This is a genomic window from Stenotrophomonas sp. PI_27, from assembly GCF_027854495.1.
Taxonomy (GTDB): domain Bacteria; phylum Pseudomonadota; class Gammaproteobacteria; order Xanthomonadales; family Xanthomonadaceae; genus Stenotrophomonas; species Stenotrophomonas pavanii.
This window is the reverse complement of the sequence record NZ_JAJNOF010000002.1, coordinates 70,625-85,138: the sequence shown is the minus strand read 5'-3', so window position 1 is coordinate 85,138 and position 14,514 is coordinate 70,625. Positions and strand designations below refer to the sequence as shown.

The following is a 14,514-nucleotide window of genomic DNA, read 5'->3' as shown; positions in this document are numbered from 1 at the left end:
CATCAGGGCTGCAGCGGGACGTCTGTGACGAGCGCGAGCGAGACACGGCCGGCTGCCGCCGCGGCAAATGGGAACGGCCTGATCGTACGTTGGCAAATGCCCTTCTGCACGTTCCCAGAAGGCCCGCCGCATCCGGCCATTCTCAAATTACCGTGGCCCATCCGTCGGCACAAAATTTCTTAGAAGCCCTCCGCCCAATATTGTCGGTGAAGTAGGTCTCACCGTTTTACGGGTATACCTCCAACATGAGTAGCGTCCGCCGCCGCCATAGACCCATGTCCAGTCCGGGGGTGTAACATCGACAAAGAATGCCTGACCCAGCAATGATTCTCCTGCGCGAAGACGGTCCCCGCAGAATATCTCATTGGTGCCGGCCAAGCCCTGCAGCTTGCATGCAATATTTGCCGCGGGCCCCACTGCTGTGAGTGAGCTACGATCGTGACTAGCAGCCCCTCGCGGCACCCCAATACGGGCGAGAAGAATGTCGCCTAGATCGACACCGACTCGAGCGTCCACTCGCTCGATCCCGTGCTGCTTCAGGACTGGATTCACAACATCCTCCAGCACGAACAACATTTCGCTACATGCGGAAAGCGCCTTAGATGCGATCGAGGCAGCGTTTTCACCAACGCCCAACACCGCCATCAAGCCATCACCAGTATTCTTCTCAACGTAAGCGCCGTGCCTGAAAAGGACGCGCATCATGGAAGGAATCACGCAGTTCAGCATGAAAAGAGTCTTCTTTAGCTCATCAATTTGCGACGAGGACGTCCTTCTAGTGAAGCCGCGGATGTCGAAGAAGATCACGGCAGCCGTTACACTGCGCGCTGAACCGATAGAGAGATCCTCTACGGATGGCGCTACACGCCCGCTGGTGATATCACTCAGGCGCTCAATCGTCGTCGGGACGCTATTTGCGAGGGCTGAGACATAGCCGCTGTAGTCCGCAAATGAAAGGCGAGGGCTCATGTCAGTTCACCGCAACTGCGAGGGCAATTGAAGCGCAGGCGGCTCCGAACCAGACTATCGCTCGTCGAACATGGAGCGTCTTCCTGATGAGAATCCGACTCACCTCAAAATTCTGGCGCGCGTACTCCCGCCCGATGTCTTCGTCTGTCAATTTCTCAACTGATTTCCAGTAGTCCTCTGCGCTCTTAAAGCCCGAGACATCAGTCCAGAAGATATGCCCATTTCCGCTATGAGGCGTTCTGGGAAGCACTGTATGCAGCGCGTAGAACGATGCCACCCCAGCGAATGAAACCCCCACGATCCGCAGGATTGGATCGGCGCTCTTTACCTGATCGGAAAGACCCAACCCGATAAGCACAAGCGCCGCAGCTGCCACCGCCGTTGCCTTCACATCCATCAACTGGACGTATTGATTCAGATATCCGTTTACCGTCGATGGAAAATTCCGCCTGTCCATGGGCACCCCAAAAGAAATTTTGGAAAGATTACGCCAAACCGGGCTGCAGCCGCGTCTCCTGGGGTGTAGGGGCGTCGCCGCACGAGAGCGCCTTACACGCGCTGGCGTGACCTCGGCCCACGAGTCATGTAGACCACATTGGACGCGCACACATGCCCAACTGCCGTTCTCTGCGGATTCTGAGGGCATCGGCAAGGTAGATGACGCTAGATTTCGCCGTGGACGAGACTCTCCGGGTGGCCGAAGCCCGGAGGGACAGCCTCCGCCATCATCAGTCGCCATTCCCGGGCAATCTTGCAAGTCAGGGCCCACCAAGGCATGTCGCACGGCTCCAGCTGATGACCTTCGGGTGTGAAAAGTGTCCACATTTGAATCCGAAACCGGCCCAAGGGCCGGTCAAGTCAATACGGCCTTGGCCGGAGTCTGAGGTCGCAGGCAAGAGCCGAGCCAGAGGCCCAGCCATTGCCATGCGGAAGAGACGAAGGCTCGGATTCGGCCGATCCATGATTTCGCATAATGTATATTATGTTACTGGCGGGAAGCCGTTGTGAGCTTCTTTTCTTACCTTAGCTACCGCCCTGCGGCGGTATGTAACCGCCCCGATCCTGGCGATTACGGCTCTTGATCGAAGTTCCCCTCACTCTACCGCTCCTGCGCCTCTGCTGGGCTGGCCGCCGAGCACCCGAGAACGCGTTCGGCATGCCTGCCGGTACGCGCTAAAGCTGCGCCTGTCCGGAATAGCAACTTGCACCAGCTTGATGTCGAGACTTCGGGGGCTCCAGTCGCGCATGCGCTTGGCCCCTTGCGTTCAGGACCAAGGATTTCGGGAGCCCCCGGGACCATCGCCGCCTGATGGTCGTGATGCGTCACGTTAATACCGACGATCCTGCGCCCCGTATCTGCAGGATGAGTCCGGTGCAGCCTCAGAACACGAAGCTGCAGTTGACCGACACAGTCGTCGCTGCCGGTGTGACATCCCGCCTGAGAGCGGTGCGATTGGCCGATACGCTCAAACCGACTCGAGGCGAAAACGCGTAATTGCCACTCACGCCCATCTTCAAGGTCCGCTGGCCGTTGTCTTTCCATGCGCCGCCGGAGCCGGTCCTGCCGCCGTGTGCGTAATTGGCATCTACCGACAGCCAGACCCGTTCGCCCACATCCCTGCTTAGATGCAGATCCAACCCGTAGAGCGGCCTCTGCTCCAACGCAGCCTCTCCGGGCTTTTCCGCATCACCATAGAATTGAACGTTGCCGTTGATGGCCAGCAGTGTCCCCTCACCCATAGGCAGCCCATACGCCAACTGAGGCTTGTAGGACCAGCGGTTTTTCCCCAGATTCAGGATGGAATCCCGGTCATAGCTGCCCGTGGGCGCGGTAACGGCGACGGACGCGGTCAGGTAGGCGCCCGCGTCCCAAGCCCGGAATTCCTGCGGAGTGAGTGCAGGCGCCCCGAACACGTTGACCAGGAAGATCCCCGTGGCATCGCCCATGCCGGAGGCAGATGTGCGCAGCGGTGTGCCCCCGATACTGCCGGTTACCTTGCCATAGGGCGCCAAGACCTGGATGCCCGCGATGCGGTCGCCCAGAGCAAAGGTGCGCGCATAGCGAATGATTCCCAGTTGGGATTCAATCTGGGCGCCATCGACCGGAAGCGACGGGTCGAAAGCGATTTCGTTGCGCGCATACGTGTAGTAGACGAACAGCAGGTTGGTATCTATGGGAACGTTCTCCCAATCGCGCGCCCCATCGGCGCGCGCGTCGGGCTGCGCCCCGACTGCGGCAAGCGCAACAGCGAGCGCGGCCAGGGGACGGAGGCAGGTGCTCATGGGGTTACGATGTTGAACATGACGTCGAACGTTTCTACGTTCGCAAACAGGTTCTCGACTGCGGATCGCTTGCCATGCAGCTTCACGGCCGGCCCGGCGAGCAGCTCGTGCGCCGGCTGTGCCCCCATGACAAGCTGGTTGAGTGTGCTCCGGGGAAGCTCTACGGTCGCGTCTGCCTGGTCCTGGTTAGCGAGCGGCCGATAGGAGAGCGCGCCCGACCGCAGCGTCATCAAGTAGCGGTCCTTGGAATCTGGAATGATCCAGGCAATGGTCGCGTTCCCTGCCCCTGCCGCCGCAGGTCCGTCCAGGCGTATCGCGAGATAGTCGAAAAGCATGCCGACGGTCATTGCCTTCAGCACGTCAGGTGATGCGGTGGTGGCACCGCCCTTCGGTACGCCATCGCGCAGGTCAAGTGCTCCCATCAACATGGCGTTGCGCCATGTGCCCGCCTCGCTCTGGTATCCCATCTGCTCCAACGCATCTGCCAGGAGTGCGCGTCCTTCGCGCGAATCCGGATTGGCGAACACAACGTGTTTGGCTACTTCAGCGACCCAGCGATAGTCGCCCTGTTCAAAAGAACGCCGTGCCTTCTCCAAGACTGCCGATTCGCCGCCCATGAAATCAACGTAACGCTGCGCGACATCCGAAGGTGGCAGCGGATTGAGATTGGCGGGATTGCCGTCGTAGTAGCCGAGATAACGCTGGTAGACCGCTCTCACATTGTGAGACAGCGTGCCGTAGTATCCGCGACTGTACCAACGTTTCCGCAGCGGCTCGGGCAGTTCTTTCAGGGTGTCGGCAATCTCCAGTGGCGTCATGCCACGGTTGGCCAGCCGCAATGTCTGGTCGTGGATGTACCGGTACATGTCCCGCTGGTCGGACAGGAAGGTAGTGATCTCCGCCCCACCCCATGTGGGCCAATGGTGCTGCGCGAATACCACGTCCGAACGTCCCGCATAGCGGCTGATGGTCTGGTCCAGATACTCCGACCAGACCTTTGGGTCCCGGACCTGGGCGCCACGAATGGTCAGCACGTTGTGCTGCGTTCTCGTTGCGTTTTCTGCGATGCCAAGGGCGCGATACTGCGGCACGTAGACATTCATCTCCGCTGGCGCCTCCGTACCTGGCGTCAGCTGGAACTCGAGCTGCAGGCCATCAATGGTCACGCTTTCCACCGCTTGCCCGCCGGAGCCGATGGTATCGGTCGGCGCGATCAGACTTACAGTCCCGCGCGACGTCGTTTTGCCCAGTCCCGCACCTACCTGGCCTTGAACGCCCTTGGGCAGCAACGCGCCGTACATGTACTGTGCGCGGCGAGTCATGGCATTGCCCGCATAGACGTTTTCGGAAACTGCGTGCTCCATGAAGCCTGCCGGCGCATAGATCCGAACGCTTCCCCGCTGGACGTCACGCTCGTCGACGATGCCCTTTACGCCACCGTAGTGATCAACATGGGAGTGCGAGTAGATCACCGCCTTTACGGGCAGCTGCCCTACATGGGCTCGATAGAGATCCAGCGCAGCCTTGGCCGTTTCCGTTGAGACGAGGGGGTCGATGATGACCAGCCCGTTGGGCGTCTCAATAATGGTCATGTTCGACAGGTCCAGCCCGCGCACCTGGTAGACATGATCTGTCACCTTGAAGAGTCCCGCAATGCGGTTCAGGCGCTCCTGCCGCCACAGGCTGGGGTTCACTGTGGCCGGCGCTGTTTCTTCACGCAGGAAAGCGTAGGAGTGCATGTCCCATACGACTTGGCCCTTGTCGCCACGGATGATCCCGTCAAACGGAGCGATCAATCCGCGATTGGCCGAGTCGAAGTCTGCACGATCACTGAAATCGAGTTCGGAGAGAACGCGACGGTTGAGGTCCTCGGTAGTCCTGCTCGCGCTCGCTGGCGGGGTGCGCTGCGAAGCAGCAGTACTGGAACCCAGTGCAGTGCCGGAGTCGAGCAGCGTGAGAGCCACCAGGATGCCCAGGACATGTCCACGAGGCATGCGCGCACCGTTGTTCATCTTTGCGTTCCTTCGATTGATGCTGGCCGAGTGATGAGCGTTCGATGAAGGCAGTCACCCCCTTCGAAAGTCGCTGGCGCTGCCAGCGCGTGTCGCGCAGGGCCGAATTATTGAGGCACCTGACGTGATGCCGGCGTCAGCGACGGATCATTGAACCTCAACGGGCGACGTTGGCCACGCCAACCGCACTCTTCAGTGACGCCGTCCTGTGCGCATTACAGGAACCGGTGCATCACAAAGACATCCACCAGTCCCGATTCCCGGTGCCGGAAGGCCTCTGGCAGCGTCCCAACCACCGCAAACCCCAGCTTCCGGTACAGCGCCACCGCCGGGCCGTTGGTGCTGACCACGTAATTGAACTGCATGGCCAGGAACCCTTCCGCCCTCGCCCGCTCCAGGCTGTGCTCCACCAGTGCCCGACCCACGCCTCGCCCCCGTGCCGCACCGTCGACCACATACGTAGCGCTGGCCACATGCGCCCCAAGGTCAGGGAAATTCGGACCCATCTTGTACATGCCCACAACCCGGCCCTCCAGCACGGCCACATAGGGCGTCTGGGCCTGGAACCAATGCGCGCGAAAGGTCTCGACCTCAAACGTGCCAGCAAAAGGCAGCGCATCCTGCGTCGCAATGGCGTGCTTGAACATGCCCCACATCACGTCGAAATCGCCTGCACGGGCGGGCCGGATATCCATGCGACTCCTGCAGATCTGTGGCCATGACCAGGCCGGACACTACCAGAATCCAGCCCCTGCCCCGTAACTGCTTCACGCGCCACCGCCATCGGCTCCGCAATAGTTGCAGATATCCCGGCCTTCAGAGCAGTAGATGCCCCCTGTTTCCGCGCACATCCCGCACCGGCTTCGACGGTGGAGGGTCCCTGCCTACGTTCTGCTGGGCATCTACCTGCTGTACCTGCTGGCCGGCAACATCTTCCTCAACACACCGCTGTTCGACCAGGTCACCAACCGCAAGCCGCACAAGTTCGTGATGACCACCGGCCCGGCCATTACCGTGCTGCCAGGCCACGTGATCGCCTGGAACGTGCACATGCGCGGCCATGTGAACCGCACGGTCTACGTGCTGCATGCCGACCGCGCCAGCGCTCGTCTGGCGGTGCTGCCCCTGTTCCGGCGCGAAGTGCGGGTGCCCCGGCTGCAGGCAACCGGGGTCTCGGCCGAGATCAGCCGCGTGGAAGACGCCATCCCGCCACCGCCGCGCAGCGACCGCGGCTGGACCCTGCGCTTCGATGCCATCCACAGCGACAGCATTCGCAGCGCACGCTTCGGCAAGCTGCTGATCATCGGCCAGGGCCAGGGCACGGTGGGCTTCCTCAAGCAGTTGCGCGGCGGTCCGTCGGAACTGTTCGAATCCGAGGTGACATTCAGCGATGCCGACACCAGTTTCGACGGCGTGCAGCTGTTGGGCGCCATGAATCTGACCGCGCGTTTCAGTTACCCGCGCCACTATCGGGACCAGGCGCCGGGCCTGGCCAAGTTGAAGCTGCTGCATGCCCAGCTCGAGGTGGATGCCCGCAGCCAGGGCCTGCGCATGGACACCCATGCCACAACGCCGAAGATCTCCAGCGCACCAGTGCCCGGAAGGCTGCAGGCCGCACTCCATCTGATCGATGGGCAGTTGCAGCCCGGCGACCATGCACTCTGGCAGGTGCCCCTCTATCTGGGCGATGGCGCCCCGGATCGCGGCCTGTTGGCCCTGCAGCTCAACGTAGCCAACGACCTGCGCCTGCAGGCGCGCCTGCCCCCGCGCCCCGGCTCGGGCAGCGAAGTAGATGCCGACCTGCATATCCGCGGCCGCGACATCCCGTTCCAGGCACCTGCCCAGCTGCTGGAGCGCAGCTCCGGTACCGTGCGCGGCGAATGGGCGTTCACCTCGCTCAACTGGATCCCTGCCCTGTTCGTGCGCAAGCCGTGGCTGCAACTGGACGGTGGCGGCACGCTGAAGGCGGACCTGCGTCTTCGCAACGGCGAACTGACCGAAGGCAGCACCGTGGACATTCCTGCGGCCGAAGCCGTGGCCGAGGTGGCGGGTGTGCGCCTGGCGGGCACGGCCAGTGCGCACGGCGAACTGAAGGCCGGCACGCCCAGCCAGGCGCGGCTGGCCGTCCGCTTGCCCCGCTTCACTGCGCGACCAACCGATGCCAAGGACGTGCGCCTGTTCGACGGCCGGGATCTGGCCCTCGACCTGACCGGCGACGGCCGCCTGCAGGAACTACGCAAAGGCGTCCGCGCGCAGCTGCGTTTCAGCCAGGCCACCATCCCGGATCTGACCGCCTACAACCGCTACCTGGGTTCGCCCCAGGTGCGACTGCTCCGTGGCACCGGCACCGTCAGCGGTGACGCGACCCTCGATACCGACGGGCGTGTCGGCCATGGCACGGCCCGGCTGTTGGGGCGCAACGCCAGTGCAAAGGTGGCAGGGCTGGACATGGGTGGCGATATCGACGTCAACGCAACCCTGCGCCGCGGTGACTTCAGCCAGCGTCATTTCGATCTGTCCGGCACCACGGTCGAGCTGCGCAACGTGCAGGTGGCGGGCACGCAGGGCTCGACGGCATGGAAAGGCCGCGTGGACTTCAAGCGTGGGCGCATCGATGCGCAGTCGCCGTTCCAGGTGGATGCGACCACGGACCTGGATCTCAGCGATGCACGACCGTTGCTGGCGCTGTTCGCAGAGCGCACCGATTACCCGCGCTGGACCTTGTCCCTGCTGGATTCCGGCCAGGTGCAGGCCAAGGCAACGCTGCGCTGGCGTCCGGGCCATCTGGTCATCGACGGGCTGCAGGCCGAGAACGATCGCCTTTCGGTGCGCGCGCGGCTGGATCTGCTGGACCAGCGCAAGCGCGGCGATCTCTACCTGCGCTGGGGGCTGCTGGGCGCAGGGATCGAGCTGGACGGTGACCGGCGCCAATGGCATCTGGCCAAGGCACGCGAATGGTTTGACCAGCAGCCTTCCCTGCTGCCCGCGGGCCAGGGCACGGGCGCCGTCGGCTCTTCGGACTGAAGGCAATCGCCTGCATCCATTGGCGGCCCCGGTGCGTATACACCAACGCCCCAATCGACGAGTTGCACGCAATGAACAAGCGCACACAGGCCTATGGCCTTCTGGGATGGGGGGCGATCACCTTCGCCGCCGCCGCACTGGGCGCGTGGGCCTCGACGTCCGCCGCCAGCTTCTATGCCACGCTCGTCCTGCCGGCATGGGCGCCGCCTGCCCGTCTGTTTGGCCCGGTATGGACCCTGCTGTACGCCATGATGGCGATTGCGGCGTGGCTGGTTTGGCGGGAGCGCGGCTGGCGCGGCGCGCGGCCTGCGCTGTGGCTCTATCTGGTGCAGCTGGCCATCAATGCACTGTGGAGCTGGCTGTTCTTCGGCTGGAAGCTGGGCGCCCTGGCCTTCGTCGACATCCTGGTGCTGGTGGCGCTGGTGTGCGCGACCATGCTCGCGTTCGTGCGCGCCCGCCCAATGGCAGCCGTACTGCTGCTGCCCTACCTGGCCTGGATTGCGTTCGCCTCGGCGCTCAACTTCGCAGTCTGGCGTGCCAACCCCGGGCTGCTGTGACAGCGCGTCGCATCGCTTACGCCTGGGCCACGACCTGGGGGCGCCAGTTCCTCAGCAGCGCCGGCTTGAACGCCTGCTGCCCGCAGCCGGTGGGGCAACGCACCACGCGCGCCGACGAATGGCTGACCAGGCCTTGTCCTTCTTCGGCCTTGAACACCGTCTCGCAGGACAGGCAGCGGGCCACCAGCGAATACAGGTGCAGCAACCGGCCACTGGCGGGGTCCTGCAGTGCATCCACATCCAGCAGTTCGAACTGGCAGCTGTCAGCCAGCATGCGGTACGGCGTAGAAGGCAGGGTCTGCAGGTTCACGGGCGTGGTATCCGACGGAAGTCGAGCCACCCTAGGGCAGCCGCTGTCGAGCTGGCGTGCAGCGCAGATGCACTGGCCGCGAAACCGGCAGAGACGCCTGCCGCACGTGCATCGCTGCTTGTATGAAGGATTCAGATTCAGATGGAGGACGCGCCACATGCACAGGGAGGTAGGCGGATACGCTCTTTTGCTTCACCATCCATGGTTACCGGATACACCGCTGGGTCGTTCCTGCCCTTCACGAATCATGAGTCCCGCCCTTGATGCCTTCTGCTGAGCCCACGCACGACGCTGCCCTGTCGCGTTGCGCGCGCGAACCGATCCATACCCCCGGCGCGATCCAGCCGTACGGTGTGCTTCTGGTGGTGGAACCGCACTCGCTGCAGGTGCGTGAGCGCGCCATCAGCCACCCCGGCCTGCTGCGGCAGTTCGGCGAGCCGTTGATGCACCACGTCGCCGAGGTGCTGGGTGGCGTGCTGGCACCGTTCCAGGCGGTGTTGCAGCAGGCCACGGTTGGCAGCAGCGCGCACGTGGGCGCGGTGCATCTGGATGGCCATGGCCGCCACCAGCTGCTTGTGCACCGGTCTGCGACCGACCTTCTGGTTGAACTGGAAGCGCCGGTTCCGGGCCAGCCCGGTTCGCTGGAAGAGCTGTACCCGGCGATCCGCGAGCTGATGTCCGGCATCGAGGCCGCCGCGACGGTGGAAGACCTGTGCAGGCTGGCCGCCGCGCATGTGCGACGCCTCACCGGCTTCGACCGCACCCTGGTCTACCAGTTCGATGCAGGCTGGAATGGCACGGTGGTGGCCGAGGATGGCAACGGCCTGCTGCCCTCCTATCTGGACCTGCGCTTCCCCGAATCGGACATCCCCGCCCAGGCGCGTGAGCTGTACCGCCGCAACCGGGTGCGGCTGATTGCAGACAACGATTACACCCCTGCGCCGCTGCTGCGCGCGGAAGCGCATCGCGACGCGCCTCCCACCGACCTGAGCCTGGCCGTGCTGCGCAGCGTCTCGCCGGTGCACCTGCAGTACATGCGCAACATGGGCACCGGGGCATCAATGTCGGTGTCGCTGGTGCACGAAGGGCGGCTGTGGGGCCTGGTGTCCTGCCACACGGTGCAGCCGCGCCGCCTGCCGTACCACGTGCGTACGGCCTGTGAGTTCATGGGCCAGATCCTGTCGCTGCAGATCGCGCTGAAGGAGCGCGCGCGCGCGATCGAGGAACGCGTGGCCCGTCGCTCGGTGCTGGTCAAGCTGCTGGCACGGATGGCCGGGGACGAAGAGTTCATGGCTGCGCTGCGCCACGATGAGGCCAGCCTGCTGTCCCTGACCGGCGCGGCCGGCGCGGCCATCGTGCACAAGGGGGACTGCATGCGCGTGGGGCAGTGCCCGCCCACCAGCGAGGTGCTGGCCCTGGCCGACTGGCTGGCCAACCAGCACGCCGGGCAGGAGATGTACTGCACCGATCATCTGGCCGCCGACTGGTCGCCTGCCGCGCGCCTGACCGACGTGGCCAGCGGCCTGCTGGCGGTGTCGATCTCGCAGCTCCATCACAGCTACCTGATGTGGTTCCGGCCGGAGGTCGTGCGCACCGTGCGCTGGGGAGGCGACCCGCGCAAGACCGAGGCACCCGGCGTGGCCCTGTCGCCGCGCAACTCGTTCGAGGCGTGGAAGGAGACCGTGCAGCAGCGCAGCCTGCCGTGGAGTGACGCCGACTGCGATGCCGCGCACGAAATGCGCACCGCCATTGTCGACATCGTGCTGCGCAAGGCCGAGGAAATGGCGGAGCTGAACGAACAGCTGGTGCGCAGCAACAAGGAACTGGAAGCGTTCTCCTATTCGGTCAGCCACGACCTGCGCGCTCCCTTCCGCCACATCGTCGGCTACTCGGAGCTGCTGGGCAGCTCTGCGGGCGAGCGCCTCAACGACACCGAACGCCGCTTCCTCGACACCATCGTGGAATCGGCGAAATCGGCCGGCACGTTGGTGGACGACCTGCTGAGCTTCTCGCAGATGGGCCGCTCGACGGTGGGCCGGGTGCGACTGGACATGGCTGCGCTGGCCGAGGACGTGCGCAGGTCCTTCGCCTTGGACTATGCCGGCCGCGACGTGCAGTGGACGCTGGCGCCGCTGCCGGAAGTCGAGGCCGATCCGACCATGCTGCGCCTGGTCTGGCAGAACCTGCTGGGCAACGCGATCAAGTTCACCCGCGAGCGCGAGCAGGCGGTCATCGAGATCGGCCACGAGCGCAACGACGACGAAGACCATTTCTTCGTGCGCGACAATGGCTGCGGCTTCGACATGCGCTACGTGGACAAGCTGTTCGGCGTATTCCAGCGCCTGCATCACGTCGAGGAATTCGAAGGCACCGGCATCGGCCTGGCCAATGTGCGCCGCATCATCGGCCGCCACGGCGGCCGCACCTGGGCCGAGGGCGAGCCCGGCAAGGGCGCCACGATCCATTTCACCCTACCCCGTTCCACAGGAGATCACCCATGAGGGACCTGCGGCCGATCCTCCTGGTCGAGGACAGCCCCAAAGACGCCGAGCTGACGATGGCCGCGTTGTCACGCTGCCAGCTGCTGAACGACGTCGTCCACGTGCGCGATGGCGCCGAGGCGCTGGACTACCTGCGCTGCGAAGGCAAGTTCGCCGGCGCCATGCACGGCGGCCCGGTCGTGGTGCTGCTGGACCTGAAGCTGCCCAAGGTCAACGGCCTGGAGGTGCTCGAGCAGGTCCGTGGCGACGCGCAGCTGAGCAGCACCCCGATCGTGATGCTGACCTCCTCGCGCGAGGAGCAGGATCTGGTGCGGAGCTACGAACTGGGCGTCAATGCATTCGTGGTCAAGCCGGTCGATTTCAAGGAATTCTTCGATGCCATCCAAGGGCTGGGCATGTTCTGGGGCATCACCAACCAGCCACCGCCGCACCGGCCCAACGGTTCGGGGCAGCACCATGCGTGATGGATCGCGCCGCAGCGAGCGCCTGCGCATCCTCATGCTGGAGGACAGCGCGCTTGACGCGGAGCTGATCAGCGCACAGCTGCAGCGTGCAGGCCTCGACTTCGAGGCCGAGCGGCTGTGGACCCGCAATGCGTTCATCGAGGCGATCGACAATCGCCCCTTCGACATCATCCTGGCCGACCACGTGCTGCCCGGATTCGATGGAGATGCCGCCCTCGCGCTGGCGCGCGAGCGCATCCCGCACACGCCTTTCATCTTCGTCTCCGGCACACTGACCGAAGAGCTCGCCGTGCAGGCCTTGACCCGCGGCGCACGCGACTATGTGGTGAAGCAGCGCCTGCAGCGCTTGCCGGATGCCATCCGTCGCGCGCGGCAGGAAGCCCACGAGCGCAACCAGCTGGTGCAGGCGCAGGCTGCGCTGAATGAAAGCCAGGCGCAGCTGCAGCAGGTGACCGACGCCGTTCCGGCGCTGATCGCCCGGCTCGACAAGGACCACCGCTACCGCTTCGCGAACAAGGCGTTCCTGGATTGGCATGGCGTGAGCCAGGCCGAACTGCTGGGCCGCCTTGCCCGCGATGTCAGCGGCATCAGCGCCTTCGAACATGCCCTCCCCAGCCTGGAACGCGTGCTGCAGGGCGAGCGCGCCAGCTTCCAGGTCGAGCTCGTGCATCGCAGCGGCGAGTCACGATTCGTGCAGATGGACTGCGTGCCGGAGCATGCCGCCGATGGCAGCGTGGTCGGCTACATCTGCATGGGCAGCGACGTATCGGTGTTGAAGCAGGCCGAACTGGCCCTGCGTGAGGACAACCAGGCCCTGGAGCAGCAGGTGCAGGCGCGCACCGCCGAACTGCGGGCCAGCAAGCGGCGGCTGCAGGCGATCTTCGAATCCAGCTTCCAGCATCAGGTGCTGCTGGATCTGTCCGGGCGCGTGGTCGATGCCAATGACGCCTCATTGGCCGCCGTGCTGGCCGACAAGAAGGACATTGTCGGCCAGCGTTTCGGCGAATCCCTGTGGTTCGCCAACACCGACGGCGTCGGCGCGGTGGTTGACCAGGCCGTCGCCGCGGCGGCACAGGGTCGCAGCTCGCTGCATTCCCTCGAGCTGGAGCTGCCCACCGGCCGGCGCAGCTTCGATGTCTCGCTGCGCCCGCTGCTGGACGCCGACGGCGTGGCCACCGCCGTGGTATCGGAGGCGGTGGAAACCACTGCGCGGCGGCAGGCCGAGCATGCGCTTCGCCAGTCGCAGAAGATCGAGGCGGTCGGCCAGCTCACCGGCGGCATCGCACATGATTTCAACAACATCCTGACGGTGATCTCCGGCAACATCGAGCACGCCATGCTGCTCAGCGAACGGGCCGGCGAGCCCGGCGCGATGGCCAGCCGCGCCCTGGACAATGCCCTGAAGGGGGTTGGCCGTGCCGCCAGCCTCACCCAGCGCCTGCTCGCCTTTGCCCGGCGCCAGCCGCTGCGCAGCCAGGCAGCCAACCTCAACGAGTGCCTGCTGGACATGCAGGACATGCTGCAGCGGGCACTGGGCGAACTGGTGCAACTGGACATCCGCACCGCCGAGGACATCTGGTGCGTGGAGATCGACATCAGCCAACTGGAAGCCTCGGTGCTGAACCTGGCGGTCAATGCGCGCGACGCGATGCCTCACGGCGGCCGCCTGGTGATCGAAGTCGACAACAGCCACCTCGACCACGACTACGCCGCATTGTTCCCGGATGCGTCCCCCGGCGAGTACGTGATGCTGCGGGTGCGCGACAACGGCCACGGCATGGACGCGGCCACCCTGGCGCGCGTGTTCGAGCCGTTCTTCACCACCAAGCAGGTCGGCCGCGGCACCGGGCTCGGCCTGTCGATGGTGCACGGCTTCGTCAAGCAGTCCGGCGGCCACGTGCTGATCGATTCAGTGGAAGGCGGCGGCACCAGCATCACCATGATGTTCCCGCGCTCGCCGCTGGCGCTGCCTAGCGAGGCTCGCGTCCCGCAGACGGGCCTGGCCGGCTACTCGCCACGCGAGGAAACCGTGCTGGTGGCCGAGGACAACGACGATGTCCGTGCGCATACGGTCGATGCGCTGCGCCTGCTGGGGTACCGCGTGCTGGAAGCGCACGACGGCCCCTCGGCGTTGCGGCTGCTGGAACGGCCGGACACCAGGGTCGACCTGCTGTTCTCGGACGTGGTGATGCCGGGCATGTCCGGCTGGGAGCTGGTGCGTGAAGTGCGTGAGCGCTGGCCGGCAATCGCGGTCCTGTTCACGTCAGGCTATCCACGCGACCACGATGCGGTTGGCGCGCAGGGGCGTGCAGCCGCCCTGCTGCCGAAGCCGTTCACCCGCAGTGACCTGGCGCTGGCAGTGCGCACCGCGCTGGAGGCTGCGCCGCGCTGAGG

The 14,514-nt window shown here is 64.8% G+C and carries 11 protein-coding genes; 5 read left to right on the top strand and 6 right to left on the bottom strand.

What is annotated here, in order from left to right; all coding sequences use genetic code 11:
- Positions 1-147: 147 nt before the first annotated feature.
- The 5 genes from LRM18_RS02620 to LRM18_RS02600 form a co-directional block, all read right to left on the bottom strand.
- Positions 148-969, bottom strand: a complete 822-nt coding sequence (locus tag LRM18_RS02620) for an adenylate/guanylate cyclase domain-containing protein (RefSeq protein ID WP_164109236.1) — start codon at positions 967-969, stop codon at positions 148-150.
- Position 970: 1 nt separating this feature from the next.
- Complete coding sequence (locus LRM18_RS02615; protein ID WP_270950826.1) at positions 971-1,426, bottom strand: Pycsar system effector family protein; 456 nt, start codon at positions 1,424-1,426, stop codon at positions 971-973.
- Positions 1,427-2,349: 923 nt separating this feature from the next.
- Entirely contained in the window at positions 2,350-3,252 is a 903-nt protein-coding gene (locus tag LRM18_RS02610) for a transporter (protein ID WP_270950824.1), read from the bottom strand.
- Entirely contained in the window at positions 3,249-5,264 is a 2,016-nt protein-coding gene (locus LRM18_RS02605) for an alkyl sulfatase dimerization domain-containing protein (RefSeq protein WP_270950822.1), read from the bottom strand. Before LRM18_RS02605 ends, LRM18_RS02610 begins: the two co-directional genes overlap by 4 nt.
- A 215-nt stretch (positions 5,265-5,479) precedes the next feature.
- Positions 5,480-5,959: a GNAT family N-acetyltransferase gene (locus tag LRM18_RS02600; protein WP_270950820.1), complete on the bottom strand. Its 480-nt coding sequence runs from the start codon at positions 5,957-5,959 to the stop codon at positions 5,480-5,482.
- A gap of 133 nt (positions 5,960-6,092) precedes the next feature.
- Here LRM18_RS02600 and LRM18_RS02595 point away from each other — a divergent pair, with 133 nt between their 5' ends.
- Positions 6,093-8,288 carry a hypothetical protein gene (locus LRM18_RS02595; protein WP_270950818.1) on the top strand — a complete coding sequence of 732 codons (2,196 nt, stop codon included), beginning with the start codon at positions 6,093-6,095 and terminating at the stop codon, positions 8,286-8,288.
- Between the two features lie 71 nt (positions 8,289-8,359).
- Positions 8,360-8,845: a TspO/MBR family protein gene (locus LRM18_RS02590; protein ID WP_154330571.1), complete on the top strand. Its 486-nt coding sequence runs from the start codon at positions 8,360-8,362 to the stop codon at positions 8,843-8,845.
- Positions 8,846-8,861: 16 nt separating this feature from the next.
- Here LRM18_RS02590 and LRM18_RS02585 read toward each other — a convergent pair whose 3' ends face one another.
- Positions 8,862-9,155 carry a hypothetical protein gene (locus LRM18_RS02585; RefSeq protein ID WP_014647137.1) on the bottom strand — a complete coding sequence of 98 codons (294 nt, stop codon included), beginning with the start codon at positions 9,153-9,155 and terminating at the stop codon, positions 8,862-8,864.
- A gap of 263 nt (positions 9,156-9,418) precedes the next feature.
- Here LRM18_RS02585 and LRM18_RS02580 point away from each other — a divergent pair, with 263 nt between their 5' ends.
- Genes LRM18_RS02580 through LRM18_RS02570 form a run of 3 tightly spaced genes read left to right on the top strand, consistent with a single transcriptional unit; the run spans position 9,419 to position 14,512 of the window.
- Complete coding sequence (locus tag LRM18_RS02580; protein WP_270950813.1) at positions 9,419-11,656, top strand: ATP-binding protein; 2,238 nt, start codon at positions 9,419-9,421, stop codon at positions 11,654-11,656.
- The gene (locus LRM18_RS02575; protein ID WP_049467664.1) at positions 11,653-12,120 is read left to right on the top strand and encodes a response regulator; all 468 of its coding nucleotides are present in this window, start codon (positions 11,653-11,655) and stop codon (positions 12,118-12,120) included. The genes LRM18_RS02580 and LRM18_RS02575 overlap by 4 nt, the downstream gene beginning before the upstream one ends.
- Positions 12,113-14,512: a response regulator gene (locus LRM18_RS02570; RefSeq protein WP_270950810.1), complete on the top strand. Its 2,400-nt coding sequence runs from the start codon at positions 12,113-12,115 to the stop codon at positions 14,510-14,512. Before LRM18_RS02575 ends, LRM18_RS02570 begins: the two co-directional genes overlap by 8 nt.
- The last annotated feature ends 2 nt before the right edge of the window (positions 14,513-14,514 follow it).

Coding starts and splice junctions, on each gene's coding strand:
- LRM18_RS02600 (WP_270950820.1), bottom strand. CDS start 5,959: ATGGATATCCGGCCCGCCCGTGCAGGCGATTTCGACGTGATGTGGGGC.
- LRM18_RS02610 (WP_270950824.1), bottom strand. CDS start 3,252: ATGAGCACCTGCCTCCGTCCCCTGGCCGCGCTCGCTGTTGCGCTTGCC.
- LRM18_RS02580 (WP_270950813.1), top strand. CDS start 9,419: ATGCCTTCTGCTGAGCCCACGCACGACGCTGCCCTGTCGCGTTGCGCG.
- LRM18_RS02595 (WP_270950818.1), top strand. CDS start 6,093: ATGCCCCCTGTTTCCGCGCACATCCCGCACCGGCTTCGACGGTGGAGG.
- LRM18_RS02570 (WP_270950810.1), top strand. CDS start 12,113: ATGCGTGATGGATCGCGCCGCAGCGAGCGCCTGCGCATCCTCATGCTG.
- LRM18_RS02615 (WP_270950826.1), bottom strand. CDS start 1,426: ATGGACAGGCGGAATTTTCCATCGACGGTAAACGGATATCTGAATCAA.
- LRM18_RS02605 (WP_270950822.1), bottom strand. CDS start 5,264: ATGAACAACGGTGCGCGCATGCCTCGTGGACATGTCCTGGGCATCCTG.
- LRM18_RS02575 (WP_049467664.1), top strand. CDS start 11,653: ATGAGGGACCTGCGGCCGATCCTCCTGGTCGAGGACAGCCCCAAAGAC.
- LRM18_RS02590 (WP_154330571.1), top strand. CDS start 8,360: ATGAACAAGCGCACACAGGCCTATGGCCTTCTGGGATGGGGGGCGATC.
- LRM18_RS02620 (WP_164109236.1), bottom strand. CDS start 969: ATGAGCCCTCGCCTTTCATTTGCGGACTACAGCGGCTATGTCTCAGCC.